This is a genomic window from Anabaena sp. WA102, assembly GCF_001277295.1.
Taxonomy (GTDB): Bacteria; Cyanobacteriota; Cyanobacteriia; order Cyanobacteriales; family Nostocaceae; genus Dolichospermum; species Dolichospermum heterosporum.
The window spans coordinates 3,870,355-3,896,136 of record NZ_CP011456.1 but is presented as its reverse complement, the minus strand read 5'-3'; the positions used below and the strand labels follow the sequence as shown (position 1 = coordinate 3,896,136).

The window sequence follows — 25,782 nt, the reverse complement described above, 5'->3', positions numbered from 1 at the left end:
TCTCTGAAATGATTGTTTTTAAATCTTTTCAGAGGATTTTTTTGATAGGTTGAAATATGCAATGTGATGTGCGGCGTTGGGGCGTTTAGTTTAGTTGCTTTACTTAACTGATTTTTAATCGTTGATTTAGATGCGTTTGGCTTGCCTATCATAAGGCTTATGATAAAAAATCAATCTTAGGGATGATTTATAAATATGATAATTGTTTAATAGTTAATCATGTGTTTTTTGAATACCAGCACGTAAGTTTTTTTACTTATTCTGATCTTATCAGAAATTTAACTTTTCCTTAATCTAGATATCTTAGAAGATTTATGAATCCACTAGATACTAAAACACCCTTAATTTTTTCTGGAAATTTCAAGTCATCTCGATCAGATTTGATGAAATCTCCCTTCATTGCTGAAAACTGTTTGGAGCTTATTTTTGACAGAGTTTTTTATAGATTAAATAATTTCTTATCTTTAAAAGCCGATCTATTTTTAAAGGTTGAAGGATTTAATTTAGCAGGGTCTATCAAACTAAAACCTGCAATACGTATGCTAGAGGCTCTCGAAGAAAAAGGAGAAATATCACCAGATCGTACCCATATTATTGAGTCTTCATCTGGTAATTTAGGAGTGGCTGTTAGTCTAGCTTGTTCAATTAAAGGCTATCGTTTTACCTGCGTCACTGACCCAAACATCTCGCCCAGAAATCAGCAATATATAAAGTTGTTTGGAGCTAAACTTATCATTGTTAAAAATCCAGATAAAAATGGAGGATTTTTAAATACTAGAATTGATTTAATTAAGCGATTACTTAAAGAGAATAAGAATCTATTTTGGCTTAATCAATATGCAAATTGTGAAAACAAAAATGCACATTATTTAAGTACAGCACCTTCAATTTTTGAAAGTTTTCCAGAAATTGATTACTTGTTTATTGGTGCGGGTACTACAGGTACATTAATGGGATGTGCTGAGTACGTTAGAGATAACAAGCTGAAAACAAAAGTTGTTGCAGTTGATGCCTTTGGCTCAGTTACTTTTGATTTACTTTCTAGTAAAAGATACATTCCTGGACTAGGTACAAGTCGAAAACCAGAACTAGTTGATAAAACTCTGATTGACGATATTGTCGTAGTTAAAGAAGAAGACACGATAAAAATGTGTCGAGAACTACTAAGCAAAAAAACATTCTTGGTTGGAGGTTCAACTGGAACAGTTTTAGCAGGTATCAAAGCTTATGTACATAAACTTGATACGGCAAAAACTATAGTAGCAATAAGCCCTGATTTAGGAGATCGCTACCTAGATACAATTTATGACGATCAGTGGGTTTCAGAACGTTTTCCTAGTTGCCTTGAGTCAATAAGAAATTAATAAATATTGATACCATGAAAATAAACACAATAGAGCGAAATTTCACAGTAATCTCCGGGTCGATAGTTAATGAAATACTTCAAAATAGTTACGCAGATGTAATTAATTTAGTTCAAAGAGCCTATCTTACTCATGGAGAGAAAAAAACCCTAAACCCAGACAGTTATTTTTTGAAATATCCAGAAAAGCCAGAAGCGAGAATTATTGCTTTACCTGCACATTTGGGAGGAGACTTCAATATTTCAGGAATAAAATGGATTGCCAGTTTTCCTAAGAATATCGAGCATGGAATTCCTCGTGCATCTGCGGTGATTATTCTTAATGATTACGAAACAGGATATCCAATAGCCTGTCTTGAAGGATCAATAATCAGTGCTTCTAGAACCGCTGCTTCAGCCGTTTTGGCAGCCCAAAATCTTATCAAACCAAAAACAGTCAAAAAATTGGGGATTGTTGGATGCGGACTAATTTCTCGTTATGTCTTGAAATTTTTGCTTAATACTGGTTGGACAATATCTGCACTAGTTCTGTTTGATTTAGTTGATGAGTACAGTGTAGCGATGAAAGAATATTCTCAAAAGAGAGGAATCGAGGAAGTTAAAATCGCATCGACCAAAGAAGAACTGATTTCATCTTGCGATTTGATTACTTTTACTACAACTGCTAATGCGCCATATGTTGACGATATTAGTGTCTTCTCTCACAATCCAATTGTCTTGCATTTATCTTTGCGAGATTTATCATCAAAGATTATTCTTGAGTCAAACAACATTGTAGATGATGTAGATCACTGTTTAAAATCTGCGACATCCTTGCATCTTACCGAGCAAGAAGTTAGAAATCGAGATTTTGTTACAGGAACTATCGATCAACTTATTCAAGGAAAACTCACTTTAGATATACAAAAGCCAACAGTATATTCGCCATTTGGTATGGGTATCCTCGATCTGGCTGTTGCTTCCTATGTATATCAAAGAACAGTCTTGGAAGAAATAACTGTTCCCATTCCAGATTTTTTTTACGAACCAACACGAGTATAAATAACCAACAGGAAAAAGCAAAGTGTTAATAATTGAAAATATCGTTAATGAAAATCCACCACTTCAGAAATACCAGTGGCCTCTGGTGAATTCATTCAAGCAATTCGATATCAAACTGCTAAATTTTCTGAATGATTCTCGCGAAGGAAAAAGACTAACTTTAGCCAATTTTTTACATGATACAGAGGGTCATGGTGCTTTTATTAACGATCATCTCGGAACAATTTATAGTTATTTTTACGGCTATCCGGATAGTCCTTGCTATCTGAATTCTGATATTGATTTAGAATTATCTATACAGGAAGCTAAGTTGATACTTGAATTTAGCTTTATTCATGAATGGCTTAAGATACCTGAAGCATCTTTTTTCACAAATCAAAAAGATGCGTTTAGTAATTTAAAAGACCTTGCCATCAATAACTCTGGAGTCTCACACGAGTTGTTTGACTTTATTGAAATAGAGGCATCTAAAGAAGCAATCTTAGAATTTCTCTGTTTAGAAGTCTTACGCAATGAAATTGTGGATGATGAAGTAGCTCTTATAGTTGTTGGATTGCAAGGCAACATGAAAAAAGTCATGGCATCTAATCTTTGGGATGAATGTGGCAACGGAAATCTACGAAAATTTCATACTTACTGGTTGCGTCAACTGATTGATAGCTTGTTGGGTTGGAACGACTTTCTTGAATATAGAAGTAAAAAACAACCGTGGTTTACAAAGATTAGTTCAAATAGCTTCAATAGTCTTCTCTTCAGGCCACAATATAAATTCCGTGCCTACGGACACTTCTTAATTACTGAGGCTTGGGTAGAGTCTCACTTTGTCAAGATTATTAACGGCTTAGAGCGAGTCGGTCTTACCAAAAGTGATATTCAAATCTATTTTTCTGCACATACTAAGATAGATCCACATCATACAAAAGAAGTTATTAGTGCAATGGAATACCAAAGTCCTGTATTGACTCTAGAAGAGATTAGAGAAATATTTATTGGTGCATACCAAGCAATCGAAGCTAATTTACAACAATACAAACAAGTATTAAGCTACTTAAAATCTTTTTAGCAAATCCCTAACTCATATCTTGCACCTCACCGTAAAATCATCGTTATAGGCGATCTAGTCTCAAGAAAGTTACATTACTTTTCTAGGTTTTTATCGCTAATTTAAGGGTTTTAGTTTTTGTATTTAGTGCTTAAATAAAATCAGGTTTTTCTGGTGCAAGATGTGAGCTAAGGGAGTGACAAGCAACTCAAGAATCTAGTAGGAATTATTTTCAGTTAGCTGGCTTATCACCTCTTTAAAGTAAAGCCTTGTGCTTTGTTAGAACAATAGGACACAAACTAGATTTTGTGTCGGAACCGCTATACAATTCAGAACGACAGTAAACTTAGGAAAAAAATGGATACAATTAAGGCGTTTATTGGAATAAGCCCAGTCATTTTGAGTATATCAGTTATTTTATTTTTCAAACGAAATACAGTAACTGGAGCCTTAGCTGGAATTTTGCTTGGATCGCTCATAATCATGACAACAGATTGGTTTACCCTAAATTCAAGCAATTTATCTACAGCTATCTTGACTACTGCAATTTTGACAATAAGTGCTGCCCTAGTAATTGTCCCAGGCTTATATTTAAATGCAGTTCTACAAGGGCAAGGTAAAATAGAAAGTCTGTCTGAGATGATTAAAATATTTCCGATAAATAAGGCTCATAAAGCACTTTTATTATTAATTGCTTTCCTTCCAGCTATTGAATCTCTAACTGGGTTTGGTGTGTCACTTTTTCTATCAATTCCTTTATTTTTTAGTCTATTTCCAGATTATAAAGCATATCGTCTATCAATTATAGGCATGAATATCATGCCCTGGGGAACTCTGGCTCTTGCAACTCTTGTGGGTTCATCTCTGAGTGAAGAGCCAATTAATAAGCTAAGTGCTACTACTGCATTAGTCAGCCTTTTTGTATTTCCAACTTTCGGTTTGATTGGAGCATATATTATTGATGGCATAGAAGGGATCAAGCAGAATATTATTCTGGCGATAACAATGGGATTAGGTTTATCTCTAATGCTATATGTTTTTAGTTCATTAGGCTTAAGTGAACTAGCAGGAGTTCTCTCTGGACTGACGGTGGGTATAGTAACAACAATTATTTTAACTAGATACCACAAAAAAACAGATCCCTCGTCCTTTAAAAAAATAAATTTATTTGAACTATTTAAACTATTAACTCCTTATTTTATTTTACTTATTTTAATATTAGCATCAAGATTAATCCCACCTGTTTCTGAGTTATTATCATCCATAGCTATACTAGAAACATCCCGAATTAAACTGGCAATATTTAAAAGTCCGGGAATAGTTGTAGCTATTGTCGCTGGTACTTGGTTTTCCTTGGAAAAAGTAAAAATATCTCATTTAGGGATTATTCAAAAATCTAAAACAGCCTGTTTAAGCTTATTTCTTTTTGCTTTTCTGGCGCAGCTAATGCAAGAATCTGGAATGCTAAATGCGTTTTCTTCATTTGTGGCAAGTATTTCCCAAAGCAAAGCAATGTATATGTTTATTACTCCGGCTTTGGGTATGCTTAGTGGCAATATTACAGGCTCTAATGTGGGCGGAAACGCATTAATGATGACACTTCAACACAATATAGGTAAGTCACTAGAAAACGGATTACTTTTTGCTGCTGTACAAAACAGTGCGGCAGGATATGCCGTATTTACTTCCTCTGCAATCATTGTATTAACAATGACTATTTCCAAAAACTTTGAACATAACTCTGTAGTTAGCGAACATCAACTTGTATCATTCGGACTTAAATCGGCATTTTTTGTCTACCTTGCTCTTGTATTAGGTTTCTGGACTACCAGTTTTATACTGAGCCGTTGATATACTTGAGAAATTCAGGAGGTAGCGGAAACAGGGAAAATGATTACTCTCGGCAGTAGTGTCGAAATATACTAATAAAAAATTAGTAACAAAAAATCTAAATTTTTCTGATGACAGGCTGCTATTTTCAGTGGAATAAACGCATAATGGAAGTGTGACTGATTTATTAGCCCCTTTACAATCCCTAAAACACGGTAACTGGTTCAAGTTAATTTGCGGAGCCAGTTTCCAACATCTTCCTGCGGTCAGAAATCTCACGTTAGCGTACACTTTGGCTGGTGCTGACTGTATAGATGTGGCAGCAGATCCGGCTGTCATTGCTGCTACTCAGGAGGCTTTATTGGTAGCACAAACCTTAACAGATGATGCTCAGAAGCGAGGCTTTGCCTTTACGGGTGATTTGCCTTTGTTGATGGTCAGCCTCAATGATGGTGAAGATCCGCATTTTCGGAAGGCTGAGTTTAATTATCAGGACTGTCCTAGTGATTGTCCTAGACCATGTGAGAAAATTTGTCCAGCCCAAGCAATTTTATTTAACAATACCAAAGATGATTTTTCTGGAGTGATTTCTGAAAAATGTTATGGATGTGGCCGTTGCATTCCTATCTGTCCTTATGGTATAATTTATACAAAATCTTATGTATCAACGCCAGGGGCAATCGCACCATTGATTATATCAACTGGAATAGAAGCTATAGAAATTCATACTCAAGTAGGGCGGTTGGCACAATTCCAACGGTTATGGGACGCAATGACACCTTGGGTAGACCAATTAAAATTGGTAGCCATCAGTTGTAACGATGGAGAAGGGTTAATTGATTACCTACAAGCTATTTACAATTTGATTGTCCCCCGTCCCCAGTTTCTGATTTGGCAGACTGATGGACGTTCTATGAGTGGTGATATTGGTGATGGTACTACCATAGCCACAATAAAATTAGGACAAAAAGTTTTGACAGCAAACCTACCGGGATATGTGCAGTTAGCAGGCGGCACTAATAGCTACACCGTTCCCAAATTGCGGGGAATGGGACTGCTTAATGATTTTAGATTGCCGATTTTAGATTTTGGATTAGAAGAACACAATCTAAAATCCAAAATCCAAAATCCAAAATCCAAAATAGCCGGGGTTGGCTATGGTAGTTACGCTCGTGTATTGCTGTCACCCATTCTTGACCAGTTGGAAAACAAGGAGGTGATTAACACTGATAGTCAAGGCAATATTCCCTTAGAAGAAGAACCGGAATTACTGTGGGAGGCTGTAAGGCTTGCCCATACTCTCGTTTCCCAGATTAAGTCTGGGCAGTAACGCTCCAACCATGTCTCTAAAAACGTCAAGTCACCAATAGAAAGCATGACGATTACAGAAGATCTCCAAAAGTTGTTAGATATTTTGCCTCAAGACCTCCAAGAAAAATTAGAGAATCATCCGAAAGGGGATATTTTAGTTGAGGTAGTCTTGGATTTAGGCCGTCGCCCTGAAGCTCGGTTTCCCCATGCAGCGGAGTATCTGAGCGAAACACCGGTCACTCAAGCACAGATAGATGATTGCATTCAACGAGTTGGAAATTTTGGGGGGGATAATCGGGCTGGAATTGAGAAAACTTTGCATCGGATCAGTGCTATCCGCAACCGTAGTGGTAAGATTATTGGCTTAACTTGTCGTGTCGGCAGGGCAGTATTCGGAACAATTGCCATGATCCGCGATTTGGTGGAAACTGGTCAATCAATTCTCATGCTGGGTCGTCCTGGTGTTGGTAAAACTACAGCTTTAAGAGAAATCGCCCGCGTGTTGGCGGATGATTTGCATAAACGAGTGGTGATTATTGACACATCTAACGAAATTGCTGGGGATGGTGATGTTGCTCACCCAGCCATTGGTCGTGCAAGACGGATGCAAGTTTCTAAGCCAGAGTTACAACATCAAGTCATGATTGAGGCTGTGGAAAACCATATGCCAGAAGTCATTGTCATTGATGAAATTGGTACAGAACTGGAAGCTTTAGCAGCCCGGACAATTGCCGAACGCGGGGTGCAATTGGTGGGAACTGCCCACGGTAATCAGATTGAAAACCTGATTAAAAATCCTACTCTGTCGGACTTGGTTGGGGGAATTCAGGCTGTGACGCTGGGAGATGATGAGGCTAGACGGCGTGGTTCGCAAAAGACGGTTTTGGAACGCAAAGCTCCGCCTACTTTTGAGATTGCTGTGGAAATGTTGGAACGGCAACGCTGGGTAGTTCATGAGTCTGTGGCTGATACGGTCGATACGTTGTTACGTGGTCGTCAACCTACTCCACAAACTAGAACTGTTGATGATCATGGCAAGGTTGGTATTGTTAGACAGTTGGCTGTAGTCAATGGTGGCAATGGTAATGGTCACGTTACTAATGTGGAAGAATCTTTCCTCTCTGCTAAACCTAATGGTTGGCGTTCTTCTGGACAAATGGTGGCTTTACCACCTTTATCTCTGGATAGAGAAAGACCAACGGGACGCAGTGAATTTGACCGGTTGTTGGATGAATCTTTCAATTACTCGGAAAGTTTTGATTTTGCCAGCCGTAAACAAGCAGGTCCCAATGGGGAAGATTTACCATTGCATATTTACCCCTATGGGGTGAGTCGTCACCAATTGGAACAGGTGATTAATGTGCTAACTTTGCCAGTGATATTGACCAAAGACTTAGATAGTGCAGATGCTATTTTGGCATTGCGATCGCACGTCAAAAATCACGCTAAGTTAAGACAAATGGCTAAGGCTCGTCATGTACCCATTCATGTGATCAAGTCCAGTACAATTCCCCAAATTACTCGCAGTCTCCGCCGCTTACTGAATATTGATGATCCGGATATTGGCGATGACCGAGAATTACAACTATTATTACACAACGGTAGTGATGATGAAATGGACGCTTTGGAGGAAGCTAGACTTGCTGTAGAGCAGATTGTCATCCCTAAAGGTCAGCCTGTGGAGTTACTACCCCGTTCTTCCCAAGTGCGAAAAATGCAGCATGAGTTGGTAGAACATTATCGCCTCAAATCCGATAGTTTTGGCGACGAACCTAATCGGCGGTTAAGAATTTACCCGGCGTAGGTTGTTGATAAATTTCCCCTGAAAGGATTGTTTTTACATCTTTTCAGGGGATTTTTTTATTGTTTATTTGTGAGAATCAGGATGTCCAGGATTTAAGGATTTACACCGATTATTTTTGATTTATTCTTCTGCTTGTTTTAAAACTTGTTCATATAGTTTCGTATTTACCCAATATTGAGCTATATATATAGCAGTATGCACTTGAGTGAGATACAGTCAGCCAATCGCAAACTCTGTAGGGGCGCAGGGTCTGCGCCCTCGATTATATTGCATCAAGCGTGATAACCGCTATAAATCATGTCATCAAGTAGGGGTTTTACTTGATCAATAAGCGTTAGCCATACTCCCGAATGGGCGCAGGCCCTGCGCCCCTACCTCCCCTACCTCTCCTACCTCCCCTACCCCCCCTACCCCCCTACCTCCCCTACCTCTCTTCTCCCCCTGCTTGCCTTCACCCGTCATTTTCGGGTTGACAGACTACTAGCCCTCACAGATAACTTTTTCAGCAAACCCTAATTATTACCACCTAAAAGAAACAAACTAATTAACGTGCCACTATTCCAAAGACTGTGGAGAAGCATAGAAGAAAGTAGATTGCGCGATCGCGTGTAAACTATTCCTAAGACTATTCCTAATGCTGTCAGCGGGAGTATTTCTGATAAACTGAGGTGAGCAGCGGCAAATAACAAACTACTGATCAAAATTGCCCCCCAAACCGAAGTATAACGAGTCAGAGATGGTAATAAAAAACCTCGAAATAGAAACTCCTCAAAAAATGGTGCAGCTATAGCTGCGGTAAAGAAAAATATGCCTAATGCAGTATTATCCCGGCTTTCTAGTGCCATTTGTAAAAGTGGATTACTGCCACCTTGTCCTTGCCACAATTTTTGATTAATCAGTGATACTACTACCACAATCGGTAAAGCCGTGCAATAGCCACCGAATCCCCACAAAACCCAATTACCAAAGAAATTGAAGCGAAACCAGTTGTTAGGAAGAGGGAAAAAACGCCTAATGGAAAAATATAGAACTGACAAAGAACCAAAAGCCACTAACATATAACTAACTAAAACCACAGAAGCTTCAATTCTGGCATTTCCTGTACCACGAGGAATAGGTAAAATAGATAATAATTCGGGGATAAATAATTGTCCCATTAAGAAAAATCCGAGGACAAAAACCTGAATAATTATTTCCCAATTCCAAGGAGTTGACCAAACTAAATCACCATTTGTAGCTAGTATGGATGCTTGACCTTTAAGCAATCGTTGAACCAATAAGAAAAGCAGCAGAATTAGCCCTAGAAAAGCTGTCAAGGTGGGGATAGTCGCAATTACCGCTAATTTTAACAATGCTTGGGCTGCCGCTGCTTGTTGGGCAATTTTCAGAGAGGATAAAGCTTCCTGACGTTGTTGAAGTTGATATAATTTTTCTAACGCCGTAGAACGAAACCAACTATCTAAATTTTGTTGAATTAGCTGTTCAGCTTTAGGAAATAACCGGGGAGGTTGACTCCACATTCCGCTTAATACTTGGGCAGTTTCTTGATATTTAGAATTGATATTTGATGATTGCTGTAATTGATTCCAAGTTTTAATAGCATTGTCTGTTTGCTGTTGCTGTGCTTGTAAAATTCCCAGCCGCAAATCTACTTCTGCTAATAATTTTTCTTGTTGTTGGATAGATTTTTGTAAACTTTTTTCTTCTGCGGAAACTGGAATTGCTGGCGAAGATTGCAGTTTTACTAATTTTTTATTAGTCGCCTCTAAACTAGTTTTGACAGATTCACTCGCTTCTTGATATTGCTTTGTCGCGCTCATCTTAGGATTAGCACCGAGAATAGATTCTTGAAGTGTTTGAATACTTTCGTCGCTACTGTCTTCTGGTTGCCATGCCTGAGCTTGTAAGACAATATTTGTCTGGTACAATTCTAGACGACTCTGGAACTGAGGTTTTTGCCAGCTACTTAATAAAGATAACCCTGACAACATTATCGCTAACAAAGTTAGCCCAATTAACAGCAACCGTTTAATTGTCATCTATCCCCCTTGAACTTACAAGTACAGGAGCATTAGCCCCTTGGCAATTATAAGCCAGTACCGCAGGGTAGAATTAAAATTTAAAAAAAGTAGCTTAGATCAGGTTTATATGGGCTTTGAGCCATTGTTCTAGGTCGGTAATGTCCACAAAGTCTAATAATGCTTCTCCCAGGTCTTCTAGTTGTTCTATTGTAAGATTGCTGATAGTTTCGATGTAATTACCGCTCAATTTCCCAAATCGCTTGGATAACTGACGGAATAGTAAGTTTGTTGCTTCATCTTGTTTACCTTCTTGCTTTGCTTCTTGATATACCCTAGTTTGCTTGATATCACTGACTAAAAACATCGCTTCTATCTCCTGACGGCTTAATTGTGAAAATTTGGACACCAAGACAGTCTCCAGCAACTCTATAATACCTTGTCTTTCTCTGTTGTTGACAATCTCTGTTTTTGTTCTTTGCATGAGGTTTTGAACTAATTCTGGTGCTTTTGTTTCTTTACTCAGAATTAATTCAATTAATCCCATACCAATTGAACCGGGTGGTAGCTCATCTAAATAAATGCGTTTGATTCTCCCACTATTAATTAATTCTTGTTGATAATTAGTTAATACCTCTACATCTAAACTACGTTTAGCAAATAAAGCTATGGCTTGCCAGTCTTGCTGTGGTTTGTATTGATTGAGATAAATGTTGATTTCTGTGATTAATTCCCAGTAAAATTCTGGTTTATTTTGGAATTGAACTTCTACAAAATAGATGGGTTTTTCCAAACTATCTGGCATGAAAATACCATCAAATCGAAAGGCTTTTTCTTTAACTTCAACAGATGTGAAATTATAACCTTGAGCATTTTCCGTCGGTTGACCGAGTAGTTCAAATAACAGGGTATGAAAAGTGAGGAATATTTGATAAAATATTGTATCTGTGTGCATATCCTTTAATTACTGGTTTGTGTGAGCTTTGAGCCATTGTTCCAGGTCAGTAATGTCCACAAAGTCTAATAATGCTTCTCCCAGGTCTTCTAGTTGTTCTATTGTAAGATTGCTGATAGTTTCGATGTAATTACCGCTCAATTTCCCAAATCGCTTGGATAACTGACGGAATAGTAAGGTCGTTGCTTCTTCCTGCTTTGCTTCTTGATATACTCTTGTTTGCTTGATATCACTGACTAAAAACATCGCTTCTATCTCCTGACGGCTTAATTGTGAAAATTTGGACACCAAAACAGTCTCTTGTATCTTAGAGGTGACTGTATTGATGTAGCTGCAATTTTACTGGTTTATCCTGTTCATAAATAAACTGTTCTTTCATTAACAAAGCCATTTCCGCTTTTTGCAATTCCACTCCTAGATACATGGCATGGGAAACTTGTAAACCCGGACAATCTGTGAATATTTGCTGGGAAAGTTTATGTGCAGATTTACCAGAATAACAATTAACTACTTCTCCAGAACCAGGGGTTGTATGTTCAACAATAATTTGATGATTCTGAATAGTAATAATAAAACTACCAGCAGGATCAAAATAGTCTTTTTGTTGAGATATTTTAAGATATTGAGATGAAATGACATTGGCGACATTTTCAAAACAATCATCATAAATATGGGCGCTTTGACTAATAGTAATTAATGCCCCCATTTTTAATGTATGAGCAGTTCTTTTAAGCAAAGAATTATAAATATACTTTTGTAAAGCCCTTAATCCCATAGCATTTGCTGGCCAAGCTGAGAACATATCATTACTACGAAAAGTTGCAGTTAAAGATAGTTCATTATCAACTATTCTCACCCAAACATGATTTAGACAAGGGGGATTGTCATTATCATCTTGACTAGCATCCCATAAGGACATTACAGCCCTCGCAGAATCAATATCATTGGCTAATTTTTCAATGACTTGTTCAATTTGATCACGTCCAAACCAAGAACGTAAACGTTGCCCATAAGTATATTTTACTCCTTCTCGATTGGGTGCATCATCTAAAATTTGCGAAATATATTCTTCTAGAAAACTTCTATCTATGGGTAAATAATTGGGTTCGGGAAAATAGAAATCCTCCGGTTCTTCGGTGACAACTGCCATTAAATCTATCAATTCTTGCCATTTACCATCATAGCCAGTGGGTCTAATTGTACCAGTGGTTTTAATTCTATGAATGATTTTTACCCAAGTTTCAGCAATTGTCTTACCTTCAATTCTGTGTCCATAGCGTGTTCCTGGTAAAACAGTTGGTTCAATTGTAGTCATAGGAAATTCTACAGGTATTCCCCAAGGTGCAACGGTTTCTTTTTGGGCGTAATATTGAATTTTTTCGACAGCATCAGCAATTGATGTAGCGTCTTGAATTTCTACGGAATGGCGTAATTTTTCCAAGGCATTGATATCAATATCAATATCAATATAACCAGAAATAGGAGAACAAATTACCCAAGATTTTCGCCCAGCGTCGCTAATACTTTCTGCCACACCATGACGGAAGAAATCACTTAAACATTGACAACCACCGGCATTTTTATCTTCTTTGGTAGCGTTGAGAATAACTAAATACCGCACATGAGGATTTAGCAATAAGTTGCGAATTAGTAAGTTGATACCTCTAGTAGGTGAGTATAACTGTCCGATTACAGCATATTCATTTGATTGTAGATGTTTAGCGATCGCTTGTTTCACCATCCATCCTGTAATCACTGCGGTTTGACCACTACCATAAATCAATTGGTTTGGTTTGTGTTGTGCTGTGTAATAGAATTGGGTGATTTGACCCATATTAAGATAACCACTCACTGAGTTTTTATTCAGGATACAATAATAATCCATTCATCTTTCAATCTTTCCTTAACCCATCTTTTCAAATACTTTGAACATCGGCAGGTACATAGCCAACAAAATTGTCCCTACCATTCCCCCCAATACCACAATCATCACGGGTTCTAAAACGCTGGTAAGTGATTTAACTGCCTGTTCTACTTCGTCTTCATAGAAATCAGCAACTTTCATCAACATTCCATCTAATTGACCGGTTTCTTCACCGATACTCATCATCTGAATTGCCATACCAGGAAAAACCGATTCTTTGAGCAAAGCCACACTAATCATCCCCCCCTGTTGAACTTCTTCACGAGCAGCATCAATAGCGTTAGCAATAACTTGGTTTCCAGATGTATCTCGCACAATTTCTAAACAGGTTAAAATTGGTACTCCAGAACGAGTTAATGAACCAAAAGTCCGACTAAAACGGGCAATGGAAGATTTTTGAATTAAATCACCAAACAAAGGTAATTTCAGAGCAATACCATCAATATTTAACCTACCAAGAGGGGTTTTGTAATACTGCTTATAGGCAAACGATAATGCAAACAAAATCCCAATAATCACTAAAGACCAGTAACTTCGCAATATTGAACTACAGTCCATCAAAAATTGCGTAAGTGGTGGTAATTCTATACCTATATCTTTGAAAATGGCGGCAAAAATGGGAATTAGAAAGACTGTCATCCCTACAAAAATAGCAGTTGCCAAAAACCCTACTACCACTGGATAAGACATAGCCGATTTAATTTGGTTCTGCAACCGCGCCATATCTTCTAATAGTTTAGCTAAACGATTTAAAACCTCATCTAGCACACCCCCAATTTCTCCAGCTTGTACCATACTCACATACAAACCATCAAAACAATCAGGATGTTTACGCATGGAATCTGAGAGGTTAACTCCAGTTTGAACATCAGCACTAATTTCAATTAAAGCCGCTTTAAGTTTAGGGTTACCACACTGTTCAGAGAGTACACCCAAGCCTCTAACTATGGCTACACCTGCATTTACCAAAGCAGCAAATTGACGAGAAAAAACCGCTTTATCTTTTACAGAAACCTTAACAAAGGAATTCTGAATTTTCTGGATATCAAACCGAGAAGCCAAGCTTTGAGATTCTTTTAACTCTTGAACAACAAAACCTTGATTTCTAAGATTAGTCCGAGCATCAGTCAAGGAATCAGCGGTAAATTTTTCAGTTCTGGATTTTCCTTGAGAATCACGAATACGAGCAACGTAGGTAGGCATAATATTAATTTAAAATTTTAGAATTGGTAATCGGTAATCGGTAATCGGTAATTGGTAATCGGTAATTGGTAATTGGTAAACATTTCCCCCTGCTCCCTGCTCCCTACCTATTACCTGTTAACGCAATTTAGCTCCTGCTGGGGCTGTCGCACCAATTAGACGCTGGACTTCATCTGGTTTAGAGGTTTTAGAGATTGCCGCTTCAAAAGAAATAGTTCCAGCTTTGTATAAATCAGCCAAAACCTTTTCTAGAGTTTGCATTCCCAATTTACCACCAGTCTGAATAGCTGAGTAAATCTGTGCTGTTTTTCCTTCCCGAATCAAGTTAGAAATAGCGGGAGTAATCACCATGATTTCTTGAGCCATAACTCGACCATATTCATTAGCTTTGGGATTTTTCTTAGGTACTAAAGTTTGACTAAAAACTGCAACTAAGGAGTTAGATAACTGCACCCGCACCTGAGTTTGTCTTTCTGAGGGGAAAACGTCAATAATCCGGTCAACGGTTTGTGCAGCAGAGCTTGTATGTAATGTACCAAATACCAAGTGACCTGTTTCTGCGGCGGAAATTGCCAAAGCAATTGTTTCTAAATCCCGCATTTCTCCTACGAGAATAATATCTGGATCTTCCCGTAAAGCTGCTTTCAAAGCATTAGCAAAACTCTTCGTATCTTCCCCTAATTGGCGTTGGTGGACTAGACTTTTGATAGGTTCATAAACAAATTCTACAGGATCTTCAACCGTTAAAATGTGTTCTGCCCTAGTCCGATTAATTAGGTCAATCATTGCCGCTAAGGTAGTAGTTTTACCAGAACCAGTTGGACCTGTAACGAGAATTAATCCTCTAGGTTTTTCCGTCATTTCCCGAACTATATCGGGCAAACCTAATTTTTCAAAGTTAGGAATTTTAGAACTTAATGCTCGTAAACAAGCAGCAAAAGCACCCCGCTCTTTGTAGACATTCACCCGAAACCGAGCTAATCCTTTTACACCATAAGAACAATCTAATTCCCAGGTTTGCTCTAAGGTTTTGCGCTGAGTGTTATTGAGCATACTAAAAATTAACCTTTGGCACTCATCAGCAGTTAAGGTATGTTCACCAATAGGTGTTAGATGTCCACTAATCCGAAAATAGGGAGGCAAACCAGCAGATAGGTGTAAGTCTGAGCCACCCATATTAATTAGTTGCTCCATCAAGTCTTCAATCATCATTTCCATAGTCTTGTTCCACTCCCGTTAATTAACAATAAAAAACTGCAAACTCTCAATTCAAAATGTGTGGTTAATCTGTAAATCGAGGTGTCATACAGTAAGGACAATCTAACCATTCTGGTTGTAATTCCCCTGTACAAGTCCGACAAGTCAGACCACTTTTGCGTTTAGCCTTTAATTCAGCTTCTAAACCTGTGTCTGTAAATGTTACCCGTTCTACCTCTTCTAGGGTAGTTGCACCTTGGCGAACTAGGTCTAAACTGTATGCCAGTAAGGTTTTCATACCCTCTTCAACAGCCACTTCTTTGATCCTTTCTGTAGGTGCTTCCTTGTTAATAAGGGTTTGTAATTCTTCAGTAATCCGCATCACTTCATAAACACCACAACGCCCCTTGTAGCCAATGCCATTACATTTTGGACAAAGATTTTTACGGCTGACTATTTCTTCTGGTGGGATAATATTGGCTTTATAGAAAGTCACCTGAGCCTCTTGGGAAGCTGATAAACCATAGCGAGCGAGTTCTTCAATGGTGGGACTATAGGCAATCCGACATTCAGAACAGACACGACGAACTAGACGTTGTGCTAAAACACCAATGAGAGAACTGGAAACCATGAACGGTTCAATACCCATTTCTCCTAAGCGAGCGATCGCTCCCGGCGCATCATTAGTGTGTAAAGTAGTTAATACCAAGTGACCGGTTAATGCCGCCTCAATCGCCGTTTTTGCAGTTTCCTTATCTCGTGTTTCCCCCACCAGTAACACATCTGGATCTTGACGTAAAAAAGCCCGCAAAGCCGTCGAGAAATCCAACCCCTTTTCCCGAATTACCTGTACTTGAGTAATCCCCGGTAAACTGTACTCAATCGGATCTTCTACCGTACTAATATTAATCCCCGGATCATTCTTTTCTGACAGTGCCGAATACAACGAAGTCGTTTTACCCGAACCAGTTGGTCCTGTCACCAAAATCAACCCAAAGGGCTTACTCACCATATCCTGAACAATTTTTAAGGTTTCTGGGTCAGTAATTAACTTATCTAAACCCAATTGAGTAGAGGAGTTATCTAAAATCCGGAGAACAACCTTTTCTCCATAACGACTAGGTAGAGTATTTACCCGAAAATCCACCTTTCTCCCCGCAAATATCCGGCGGATACGTCCATCTTGAGGTAAACGTCTCTCCGCAATGTCCAAATTAGAAATAATTTTAAATCTGGCTGTTACTGCCGGGATAATTTTTTTCGGCATATTTTCAAATGCCTCACGTAATACCCCATCCTTACGGAAACGAATCCGTAAATATTCTTCCTGGGGTTCAATGTGAATATCCGAAACACCCTCACTTAAAGCCTTCAACAAAATCCGATTCACAAGTTTAATAATAGGTGCATCATCAGCACCCTTCATCGCCTTATCTAAATCAACATCATCATCACTACTTTCCTCTATTTCCAGATTTTCTAAATTGTCTAAATCCCCCTTAACATCATAATTTTTTTGTTGATCTAAGGTCTTTTGGCGGGCAGCTTGCTCATTTAAGTATTGATTAATAATGCCCAAGTAATCTTTCTGCGTAATTACCCGCCGCTGAAAAGACAAACCTTTAGGACGCAAAATTCGGTTAAGATCATCAGAAGCCTCTAAATTATCTGGGTCAACCATCGCCATTAAAATATAAGGTGACGGTTGGTCATCATGTCTTGACAATGGCACTAGATAATGGCGACGACATAGCTCCACAGGAATGAGTTCTTGAATCAGCATCCCCACATTTGTTGTATCAATTTCGTTGATTTCAGTATCAAGCGACTCAATACCGTATAAAATTTTAAGTTCAAATAAGTGTTGTTTTTTGTATGCTGTTACCTGTTCAGGAGCTAATTTTCGGTCAGTAATTGACTCTAATACTTCTGTCAGTAGCTTGCCAGTCTTGCGGCTCATAGCTAAAGCCTGTCTCATTTGTTCATTATTGATATAGCCAGATGCTACTAGTTTATTAGCAAAGGGCGAAAACTCAGTTCTGATAGTTATCGCCGTACTGCGCCCTTGTGGTGATGAGTAAGTCATAAGCAAATGGGTTAGGGTAGGGGAATCTCTTCTTTAAGTATTCCCTCACGGTGGTACATACTTCTCATTGATACTGTATTAAATTCTAGCCAACAACCTTTTGATGTAAAAATTTTTATATTGACAATTTATCACCATAAAATAACAGGAAGATCACATCCTACTGAAATATTGGTAACTAATATAACATCTATTGTGTTACTAAACACGGGATTGAACCCATAATTATCTCACTCGCTGAATGCTGAAGGCCGAATGCTGATAGCCTGTTAAATTTCTGCTGTTAAAAGCATCTAGGATGGGTAGATAATAGTAAACGAAAATAAACAGGTAAACTATTTAAAGAAGAATTCAGGAGTCAGAATTCAGGAGTCAGAATCAATCAGTCGGGGGTTCAGACCCACAAACGATTGAAGACCACCAAATCCTAGATGTGGTGGGGATCTTAAACCCGGTTATTCATCCGCCACTCGCACAGAATTCAGAATGGATTCTGACTCGGTGACTCCTGAATTCTGTTCGATAAACCAGGAATTGGGCGAATCAACTAAAGATATAGCAAGTAGTTGCTAAAGTTACCGAAAACGCCTAAGTCTACCGCAAACCATTCTTCTCAGCACTTCAGTGACTGAGTTTTCCACTTACCACATATTCTTATGAAAAGTGACTCCCCGTCCGAAATTAACCCCCAAGACTCTAGCAGCGAAGCTAATGAGCAAGTAGCAAACCAAATAAATGAACAGGGAGATAATATACTCACTGAAGAAAATGGTAGTGCTACAGCCAATCCCATTGAAGTAGATATCGCTGTCTTAGCAGATTTATCTCAGCAAATTGAAACTCTCAAAGCTCAATTAGAAGACCGTAGCACTCAATATATGCGAATTGCCGCAGATTTTGAGAATTACCGCAAACGAACTGCCAAAGAAAAAGAAGAAATTGACTTACAGGTAAAGCGCAACACAATTACGGAATTGCTACCTGTCGTTGATAATTTTGAACGAGCGCGAGCGCACCTCAAACCCCAAGGCGATGGTGAAATGACAATTCATAAGAGCTATCAAGGGGTTTATAAACAATTGGTGGATTGTCTCAAACGTTTAGGTGTAGCACCCATGCGCCCTGAAGGTCAAGAATTTGACCCGAATTTGCATGAAGCTGTGATGCGAGAACCAACCGACGAACATCCAGAAGGAACTATTTTAGAAGAGTTAGTTCGGGGCTATTATTTTGGCGATCGTGTACTCCGCCATGCGATGGTAAAAGTAGCTGCACCGAGAGAAGATATATCTGTGGACTCAGAAGATTTGTCCAATCAAGATAACGGTTAGCCATACTCTCTAATCTCAAAATAACGTAGTATACTGGGGTTAATCGTATTTAACCGAAAGATGAAATACCTAACCCCAGAACAAGTTTACAAACAATTTGGCTATCACCCTAAGACGACGGCAGAATGGGCTGACTTAGGGAAAATAGAATGTATTTCCCTGGGGGACACCGGAGATATCCAGAGTCAGCCTTTATCAAAACAGTTCCAACGGATAAAGAGCGGGTTCTTTACGCCCGTGTCAGCACAAAAACCCAGTTGTTAGACCTTGACACACAAATAGAATTTTTAGGCAAAACTTACCCAGGATGTCGAGTCGTCAAGGATGTTGCTAGTGGCATGAACTGGAAGCGGAAAAACTTTCTTAAATTAATGACTCAAGTTGCCCAGAATCAAATCTCTGAAATTGTCGTGGGACATAAGGACAGGTTATGCAGATTTGGTTTTGAGTTCGTTGAGTGGTTTTGCAACCTTCACGGCTGCAAAATTGTTGTGGTGAACAATGCCAAGCTATCGCCGCGCGAAGAGTTGATGCAGGATTTTATGGCTATCATGCACTGCTTTTCCGCCAAACTTTACTTTCTTCGGGCTTACAAGAAAAAAATAGCCGAAGAGCAAAATATTCATGAAACAAATAGTAGTCAATATGAGTCAATGGGGGTATAATAGTAAAAGACGTAGCAAACCAAGTCCATGAAACTGGACTTTTTTATCATACAAAGAACAAGGTTCAAAGCCTCTCCCCGCAACGGGGAGAGGTTTACCAGAGGGGTTTCATATTTGGTTAAACTATGAACCGTTTGCAGTATAGAAAGTTTTGGTATCGAGGTCACACAAAAGTTTGTAACCAAATTATTGTGAAGGCTTATGATACTAAGATGGACGACAAAGGTGTGGTGTGGTTGCGTTTTGGAGGATTAACTCCATGTAAAACTCTCAAGTTACCAACGACTTTACCAATAAAGTGTCAGCTAAGGCTAATTAAGCGTAATAGCAGATGGGAAATACACTACACAACTGATATCCAAAAAGCTGGAAAAAAGACCGATGGTAAAATAATTGGATGTGATAGAGGTTACACCGAAGTTTATGCCACATCTTCTAGGGAACACCAAAAAATAAATTACCCAATTTTGTGGGATGGGCATCCTGCCCGTCCTTGATGGTTAGCGGGCAATTCGTCCCGCACCACAAGAAATTTTTGGGTATTTTTTAAATCGGTAGCATCTGTGTAAGCGATCGCTTATAATGTGTTTTAAATAAAGGTTGCATAAATTCATTGCCTGTAGCTAAGACACAACCACTTGTGAGTAATTACGGTAGAGCATCTTACTAAAAATAATTCAAGTATGGGAAAAGTTATTGGGATTGACTTAGGGACTACAAATAGTTGTGTCGCTGTTTTGGAAGCTGGGCAACCAAAAGTAATTGCCAACTCCGAAGGTGGACGTACTACCCCTAGTATCGTAGCCTTTGGTAAAGCTAACGATCGCCTAGTCGGACAACTAGCCAAGCGACAAGCTGTAACCAATGCCGAAAACACAGTCTACAGTATCAAGAGATTTATCGGTCGTCGTTGGGAAGACACAGAATTAGAGCGCGGTCGTGTCCCTTATAATTGTATCAAAGGCAGGGATAACACCGTTGATGTCCAAATTCGCGCCCAAAACTACACACCCCAAGAAATATCCGCTATGGTCTTGAAAAAACTCAAGCAAGACGCGGAAAATTTCCTGGGGGACGAAGTAACAAAAGCCATAATTACCGTACCAGCATATTTTACAGATGCTCAAAGACAAGCCACAAAAGATGCAGGTACTATTGCTGGGCTAGAAGTATTAAGAATTATCAACGAACCCACCGCCGCCGCCCTAGCCTTCGGTTTAGACAAACAAGATCAAGAACAATTAATCCTAGTATTTGACTTAGGCGGAGGCACATTTGACGTATCTATCCTCCAACTAGGAGATGGAGTTTTTGAAGTTAAAGCCACCTGTGGTAATAATCATCTCGGCGGAGACGACTTTGATAATGCCATTGTCTGCTGGATGGTGGAGCGATTCCTGGCAGAAGAGAAGATAGACATTACCCAAGACAAAATGGCACTCCAACGCCTGCGAGAAGCCGCGGAAAAAGCCAAAGTGGAACTATCCAGCCTGGTTGTTACCTCCATTAACCTGCCATTTATCACGGCTGATGCCAGCGGACCCAAACATCTGGAAATGGAACTCAGCCGGTCCCAATTTGAAGAACTCACAGGGAGTTTAATCGAGGGGACAATCGCCCCCATAATGCAAGCTCTCAAGGATGCAGAAGTCAAACCACAAAATATAGATAAGATTATTCTAGTCGGGGGTTCTACCCGCATTCCTGCCGTTCAAAACGCCCTGATTAAATTTTTCAATGGTAAAACCCCGGATCATTCCGTCAACCCTGATGAAGCCGTAGCCTTGGGTGCAGCTATCCAAGCTGGGGTTTTGGCAGGGGAATTAGACACCCTGTTACTTTTAGATGTCACACCTTTATCTTTAGGGATTGAAACACTAGGAGAAGTATTCACCAAAATTATTGACCGAAATACCACCATACCCACCAGCAAAGCTCAAATATTTTCTACAGCCGTTGATGGTCAAAACTCCGTAGAAGTTCATGTCCTCCAAGGAGAACGCGCTATGGCTAAAGATAACAAAAGTCTGGGCAAATTTCTCCTCAGTGGCATTCCCCCTGCGCCTCGCGGCGTTCCCCAAATTGAAGTCGCTTTTGAAATTGATGTGAATGGCATCCTCAAAGTTGCGGCGCAAGATAAAGGTACAGGTAGAGAACAGAGCATCCGCATTACAAGTACAGGCGGTTTAAGCAACAACGAAATTGAGCAAATGCGGAAACAAGCTGAATTATTCGCCGAGGAAGATCAAAGACGTAAAGAACTGGTAGCACTCAAAAACCAAGCTAATAATCTTTTGTTCACCTATAATTCAACATTACGGGATAATCCCGATTTGGTCAGTGAGCAATTGATGGCTGTGGCTAATCAGAAAGTTGAACAACTACAAGCCGCAATGAACAACTCCAATCTGTCCCCAGGGAAGTTTAAAACACTTTTAGAGGATTTCCAACAAACTATCTTTGCTATTGGTACAGATGTTTACAACCAGGCTAGTGAGGAACATTCTAAATCAGAAGATGTCACGCAAATCAATCTCACAGAAGAATATCATTCTTCCTTACCCAATACACAAATACCACAATTCAACGTTGATTTAGATGAAGAAAATAACTCACAAGTTGATTATGAGACCATAGACTAAGTAGGTTGGCATTGAAAATTGTCGTTATGGCAAGGCAAAAGGCAAGAGGCAAAAGGCAAGAGTGAAGAGGGTTTGGGCGATTTTACGCTTCTTTACACTTACACAGTTTGGTTTTATTGTGTTCACCTACTTAGTACCGCAAGGCGGAAGTCAAAAGTCAGAAGTCAAAAGTCAAAAGTCAAAATGAAGACAGTATAGGCTTTTGGAGGATTTAGAATGGTTCATTCACTTACGCCACAGCGTACTAGAAATTTACCATGCCAAATATCTGCTTAACACAGCCATACCATATACCTAGCCAAAAGTATAGGTTGGGTTTTCCACATTTAATAGTACGGCTAGTACCTATAATCAATAGGTGGGTTTTCCACACTTCAATAGCACAATAATATAGCAGGAACGATTTAATGTAATTTGTCTTTACGAACGGCGGAAAAATCCCAGACAAAACCCAGGTCTAGGAAAAATAAGGACAGATTTACTCTTTTCCAGACGCTTAAGCAACCACTTTAAACATACCCTATGATCATTATTGTGGACACTAATGCCAAGAAAATAATAATTATTAACAAAAATTAAAAAAGAGCATGACTAACGCTAATCCCCGCTATTTGCACTCCTAAAAGTCTGTATTCTTGTTAAAGTGTTACCTTGAACCTATTAGCTAGTATTTTCTGTAATTCTGCTTCCTTCTAAATTTTAACCTTGCTATATGGCCCGAGACTATTATGAAACCCTGGGTGTCTCTCGTGACGCCGAGAAAGAAGAGATTAAACAGGCTTATCGCCGCCTAGCCCGAAAGTATCACCCAGATGTAAATAAAGAATCTGGGGCAGAGGAACGATTTAAGGAAATTAACCGCGCCTACGAAGTGCTATCTGAACCAGAAGTTCGCGCCCGTTATGACCGCTTTGGTGAAGCAGGTGTTTCTGGCGCGGCTGCGGCTGGTCCTGGTTTCCAGGATATGGGTGACATGGGTGGTTTTGCCGATATCTTTGAGAGCATTTTCAGCGGCTTTGCTCCAGGTGGACAACCCCAGCAAAGACGGCGGAGTGGACCAGTACGGGGCGATGATCTGCGCTTAGACCTGAAATTAGATTTTCGGGAAGCGGTATTTGGTGGAGAAAAGGAAATTCGGATTTCCCATTTAGAAACCTGTGAAGTTTGTACTGGTTCTGGCGCTAAATCAGGAACTCGCCCCCGGACTTGTAGCACCTGTAGCGGTTCAGGTCAAGTTAGACGGGTAACAAGAACTCCTTTTGGTAGCTTTACTCAAGTATCAACTTGTCCCACTTGTGATGGCACAGGAACAGTGGTGGAAGATAAGTGTAATGCTTGTGATGGTAAGGGCGCAAATCAGGTTACAAAGAAACTGAAAATTAATGTTCCCGCCGGTGTGGACAATGGCACAAGACTACGGATTTCCCAAGAAGGAGATGCGGGTCAACGGAATGGTCCTCCAGGTGATTTATACGTTTACTTGTTTGTCAATGAAGATGAAGAATTTCATCGTGAGGGCATTAATGTTAACTCGGAAATTAAAATTAGCTACTTACAAGCGATTTTAGGTTGCCGATTGGAGGTAAATACGGTAGATGGACCTGTGGAGTTAATTATTCCCTCTGGAACTCAACCGAATACAATCATGAAATTAGAAAATCGTGGTGTTCCCCGTCTGGGTAATCCTGTGAGTCGTGGTGATCATCTGTTGACGGTGTTAATTGATATTCCCACGAAGATCATCCCAGAGGAACGAGAACTACTGGAGAAGTTGGCTAAAATTAAGGGAGACAGAACTGGTAAGGGTGGTTTAGAAGGTTTCTTAGGAGGCTTGTTTAAGTCATGATTGGGTCTTCTGTATTCACCCCTGATGCTCAACTCGATTTACGTGGTACTCCTTGCCCGATTAATTTTGTGCGGACAAAATTATTTCTGGAAAAGATGCCTCCTGGCGATTTGTTGGAAGTCTGGTTAGATCCGGGTGAACCGATAGAACAAGTTCCTGATAGTCTGACAATGGCTGGTTATCAAGTGGAACAAATTACAGATTGTACTGGCTATTTTTCCCTGGTTATCCGTCGTCCGGTTACTGTGGCATGACAGGGGAAAATATTTCTACTAAACAGTTATTGGGTACGGTGTTAGCTGTACAGGCTAATTTTTATCGGGTGCAGATGGATGAGGAGGTCAGGAGTTCAGAAGAAATCAGAAATCAGAACTCAGAAACAAATTTCTCCCCTGCTCCCTGCCCTCTGCCCCCTGCCCCTATCCTCCTCTGTACGCGGAGGACGCGCTTGAAAAAGATTGGTCAGCAGGTGATGGTGGGCGATCGCGTGATTGTGGAAGAACCAGATTGGGCAGGGGGACGGGGGGCTGTGGGTGAGGTTTTACCTCGTCATAGTCTATTGAATCGCCCAGCGATCGCTAATGTCAATCAAATTCTCCTGGTTTTTGCTGTTGCTGATCCTCCCTTAGAACCTGTACAATTAAGTAGATTTTTAATCAAAGCTGAGTCTACAGGCGTTGATGTGCTGTTATGTTTGAATAAATGTGATTTAGTCTCTTTAGAAGAAAAACAGCAAATTAGCGATCGCTTACTGGCTTGGGGCTATCAACCTTTATTTATTAGCGTTCAAAATAGCATTAATATTGACCAAATAGCCACATATTTGCAGGATAAAATTACTGTGATTGCTGGTCCTTCTGGTGTGGGGAAATCCAGCTTAATTAATAGTTTGATTCCCGATATTAACCTGCGCGTGGGGGAAGTTTCCGGTAAATTAGCTCGTGGTCGCCATACTACCCGTCATGTAGAATTATTTGAAATGCCTACAGGTGGATTATTAGCAGATACTCCTGGTTTTAATCAGCCAGATTTAGATTGTAGTCCCGAAGAATTAATTCACTATTTCCCAGAAGCAAGAGAACGCCTAGCAGCGGCTCATTGTCGCTTTAGTGATTGTATCCATAAAGATGAGCCAGACTGTGCTGTTAGTGGTGACTGGGAACGATATCAGCATTATTTAGAATTTCTGGATGATGCGATCGCTCATCAAAGCCATATTAACCAACAAGCTGACCCCGAATCAAGTCTGAAATTAATATCTAAAGGTAAAGGTCAGAGTCAATACGAACCCAAACTAGAAAGTAAAAAATATCGCCGAATTTCTCGGAAAACCCAATTACAAGATTTACAGAACTTATATCAAGACAGTGAGGATTGATTCTAGATAAATTTCATATCCCCGACTTCTTGAAGAAGTCGGGGATATTGGGATCTTGAATAAACAGAATTTCCTAACATTCAAAATCCCACCCCTTCTTCCATCCTGTAAATCCTTAAATCCTGGATATCCTGATTCAGACAAAA

At 39.5% G+C, this 25,782-nt stretch carries 20 protein-coding genes; 13 read left to right on the top strand and 7 right to left on the bottom strand.

From position 1 onward, the window contains the following. The first annotated feature begins 314 nt into the window (after positions 1 to 314). The 6 genes from sbnA (at position 315) to AA650_RS16925 (ending at position 8,391) form a co-directional block, all read left to right on the top strand. Positions 315 to 1,364, top strand: coding sequence for a 2,3-diaminopropionate biosynthesis protein SbnA (gene sbnA, locus AA650_RS16950; RefSeq protein ID WP_199924278.1), 1,050 nt, complete (start codon positions 315 to 317; stop codon positions 1,362 to 1,364). A gap of 14 nt (positions 1,365 to 1,378) precedes the next feature. Further along, entirely contained in the window at positions 1,379 to 2,404 is a 1,026-nt protein-coding gene (gene sbnB, locus AA650_RS16945; RefSeq protein WP_199924277.1) for a 2,3-diaminopropionate biosynthesis protein SbnB, read from the top strand. Between the two features lie 22 nt (positions 2,405 to 2,426). Next, the gene (locus AA650_RS16940; RefSeq protein ID WP_053539901.1) at positions 2,427 to 3,467 is read left to right on the top strand and encodes an iron-containing redox enzyme family protein; all 1,041 of its coding nucleotides are present in this window, start codon (positions 2,427 to 2,429) and stop codon (positions 3,465 to 3,467) included. Positions 3,468 to 3,803: 336 nt separating this feature from the next. Beyond that, a complete protein-coding gene (locus AA650_RS16935) occupies positions 3,804 to 5,297 on the top strand; it encodes an L-lactate permease (protein WP_053539900.1) in 1,494 nt (497 codons plus the stop codon). A gap of 154 nt (positions 5,298 to 5,451) precedes the next feature. After that, the gene (gene ldpA, locus AA650_RS16930; protein ID WP_053539899.1) at positions 5,452 to 6,606 is read left to right on the top strand and encodes a circadian clock protein LdpA; all 1,155 of its coding nucleotides are present in this window, start codon (positions 5,452 to 5,454) and stop codon (positions 6,604 to 6,606) included. A gap of 45 nt (positions 6,607 to 6,651) precedes the next feature. Continuing rightward, a complete protein-coding gene (locus AA650_RS16925; RefSeq protein WP_027401132.1) occupies positions 6,652 to 8,391 on the top strand; it encodes a R3H domain-containing nucleic acid-binding protein in 1,740 nt (579 codons plus the stop codon). 512 nt (positions 8,392 to 8,903) lie between these two features. Here the strand turns inward: AA650_RS16925 and AA650_RS16920 are convergent. The 7 genes from AA650_RS16920 to AA650_RS16890 all read right to left on the bottom strand — a co-directional run bounded on the left by AA650_RS16920 (position 8,904) and on the right by AA650_RS16890 (position 17,774). Next, a complete protein-coding gene (locus AA650_RS16920) occupies positions 8,904 to 10,430 on the bottom strand; it encodes a CPBP family glutamic-type intramembrane protease (protein ID WP_053539898.1) in 1,527 nt (508 codons plus the stop codon). A 94-nt stretch (positions 10,431 to 10,524) separates the two neighbouring features. Beyond that, positions 10,525 to 11,364 carry a DUF2887 domain-containing protein gene (locus tag AA650_RS16915; RefSeq protein ID WP_053539897.1) on the bottom strand — a complete coding sequence of 280 codons (840 nt, stop codon included), beginning with the start codon at positions 11,362 to 11,364 and terminating at the stop codon, positions 10,525 to 10,527. A 9-nt stretch (positions 11,365 to 11,373) separates the two neighbouring features. After that, positions 11,374 to 11,652, bottom strand: a complete 279-nt coding sequence (locus AA650_RS16910; RefSeq protein WP_234413215.1) for a DUF4351 domain-containing protein — start codon at positions 11,650 to 11,652, stop codon at positions 11,374 to 11,376. Between the two features lie 19 nt (positions 11,653 to 11,671). Then, positions 11,672 to 13,198: a thymidylate synthase gene (locus tag AA650_RS16905; protein ID WP_053539895.1), complete on the bottom strand. Its 1,527-nt coding sequence runs from the start codon at positions 13,196 to 13,198 to the stop codon at positions 11,672 to 11,674. A gap of 69 nt (positions 13,199 to 13,267) precedes the next feature. Further along, on the bottom strand, positions 13,268 to 14,491 hold the full coding sequence (locus AA650_RS16900) for a type II secretion system F family protein (protein ID WP_039203041.1): 1,224 nt from the start codon (positions 14,489 to 14,491) through the stop codon (positions 13,268 to 13,270). 117 nt (positions 14,492 to 14,608) lie between these two features. Then, complete coding sequence (locus tag AA650_RS16895; protein ID WP_053539894.1) at positions 14,609 to 15,709, bottom strand: type IV pilus twitching motility protein PilT; 1,101 nt, start codon at positions 15,707 to 15,709, stop codon at positions 14,609 to 14,611. A gap of 64 nt (positions 15,710 to 15,773) precedes the next feature. Beyond that, positions 15,774 to 17,774 (bottom strand): GspE/PulE family protein, encoded by a 2,001-nt coding sequence (locus AA650_RS16890; protein ID WP_053539893.1) that lies wholly within the window; start codon positions 17,772 to 17,774, stop codon positions 15,774 to 15,776. A gap of 656 nt (positions 17,775 to 18,430) precedes the next feature. Here AA650_RS16890 and grpE point away from each other — a divergent pair. From grpE to rsgA, 7 genes are all read left to right on the top strand, one after another. Then, positions 18,431 to 19,105 (top strand): nucleotide exchange factor GrpE, encoded by a 675-nt coding sequence (gene grpE, locus AA650_RS16885; protein WP_039202898.1) that lies wholly within the window; start codon positions 18,431 to 18,433, stop codon positions 19,103 to 19,105. A gap of 149 nt (positions 19,106 to 19,254) precedes the next feature. Further along, entirely contained in the window at positions 19,255 to 19,770 is a 516-nt protein-coding gene (locus AA650_RS16880) for an IS607 family transposase (protein WP_234413214.1), read from the top strand. 125 nt (positions 19,771 to 19,895) lie between these two features. Continuing rightward, positions 19,896 to 20,267: a hypothetical protein gene (locus AA650_RS16875; RefSeq protein ID WP_053539892.1), complete on the top strand. Its 372-nt coding sequence runs from the start codon at positions 19,896 to 19,898 to the stop codon at positions 20,265 to 20,267. A 186-nt stretch (positions 20,268 to 20,453) separates the two neighbouring features. Further along, complete coding sequence (gene dnaK, locus AA650_RS16870) at positions 20,454 to 22,412, top strand: molecular chaperone DnaK (protein ID WP_053539891.1); 1,959 nt, start codon at positions 20,454 to 20,456, stop codon at positions 22,410 to 22,412. Positions 22,413 to 23,124: 712 nt separating this feature from the next. Further along, on the top strand, positions 23,125 to 24,258 hold the full coding sequence (gene dnaJ / locus AA650_RS16865) for a molecular chaperone DnaJ (protein WP_039202901.1): 1,134 nt from the start codon (positions 23,125 to 23,127) through the stop codon (positions 24,256 to 24,258). Continuing rightward, on the top strand, positions 24,255 to 24,512 hold the full coding sequence (locus AA650_RS16860) for a sulfurtransferase TusA family protein (RefSeq protein WP_027401832.1): 258 nt from the start codon (positions 24,255 to 24,257) through the stop codon (positions 24,510 to 24,512). Before dnaJ ends, AA650_RS16860 begins: the two co-directional genes overlap by 4 nt. After that, complete coding sequence (gene rsgA / locus AA650_RS16855) at positions 24,509 to 25,636, top strand: small ribosomal subunit biogenesis GTPase RsgA (RefSeq protein WP_053539890.1); 1,128 nt, start codon at positions 24,509 to 24,511, stop codon at positions 25,634 to 25,636. Before AA650_RS16860 ends, rsgA begins: the two co-directional genes overlap by 4 nt. Positions 25,637 to 25,782: the final 146 nt, after the last annotated feature.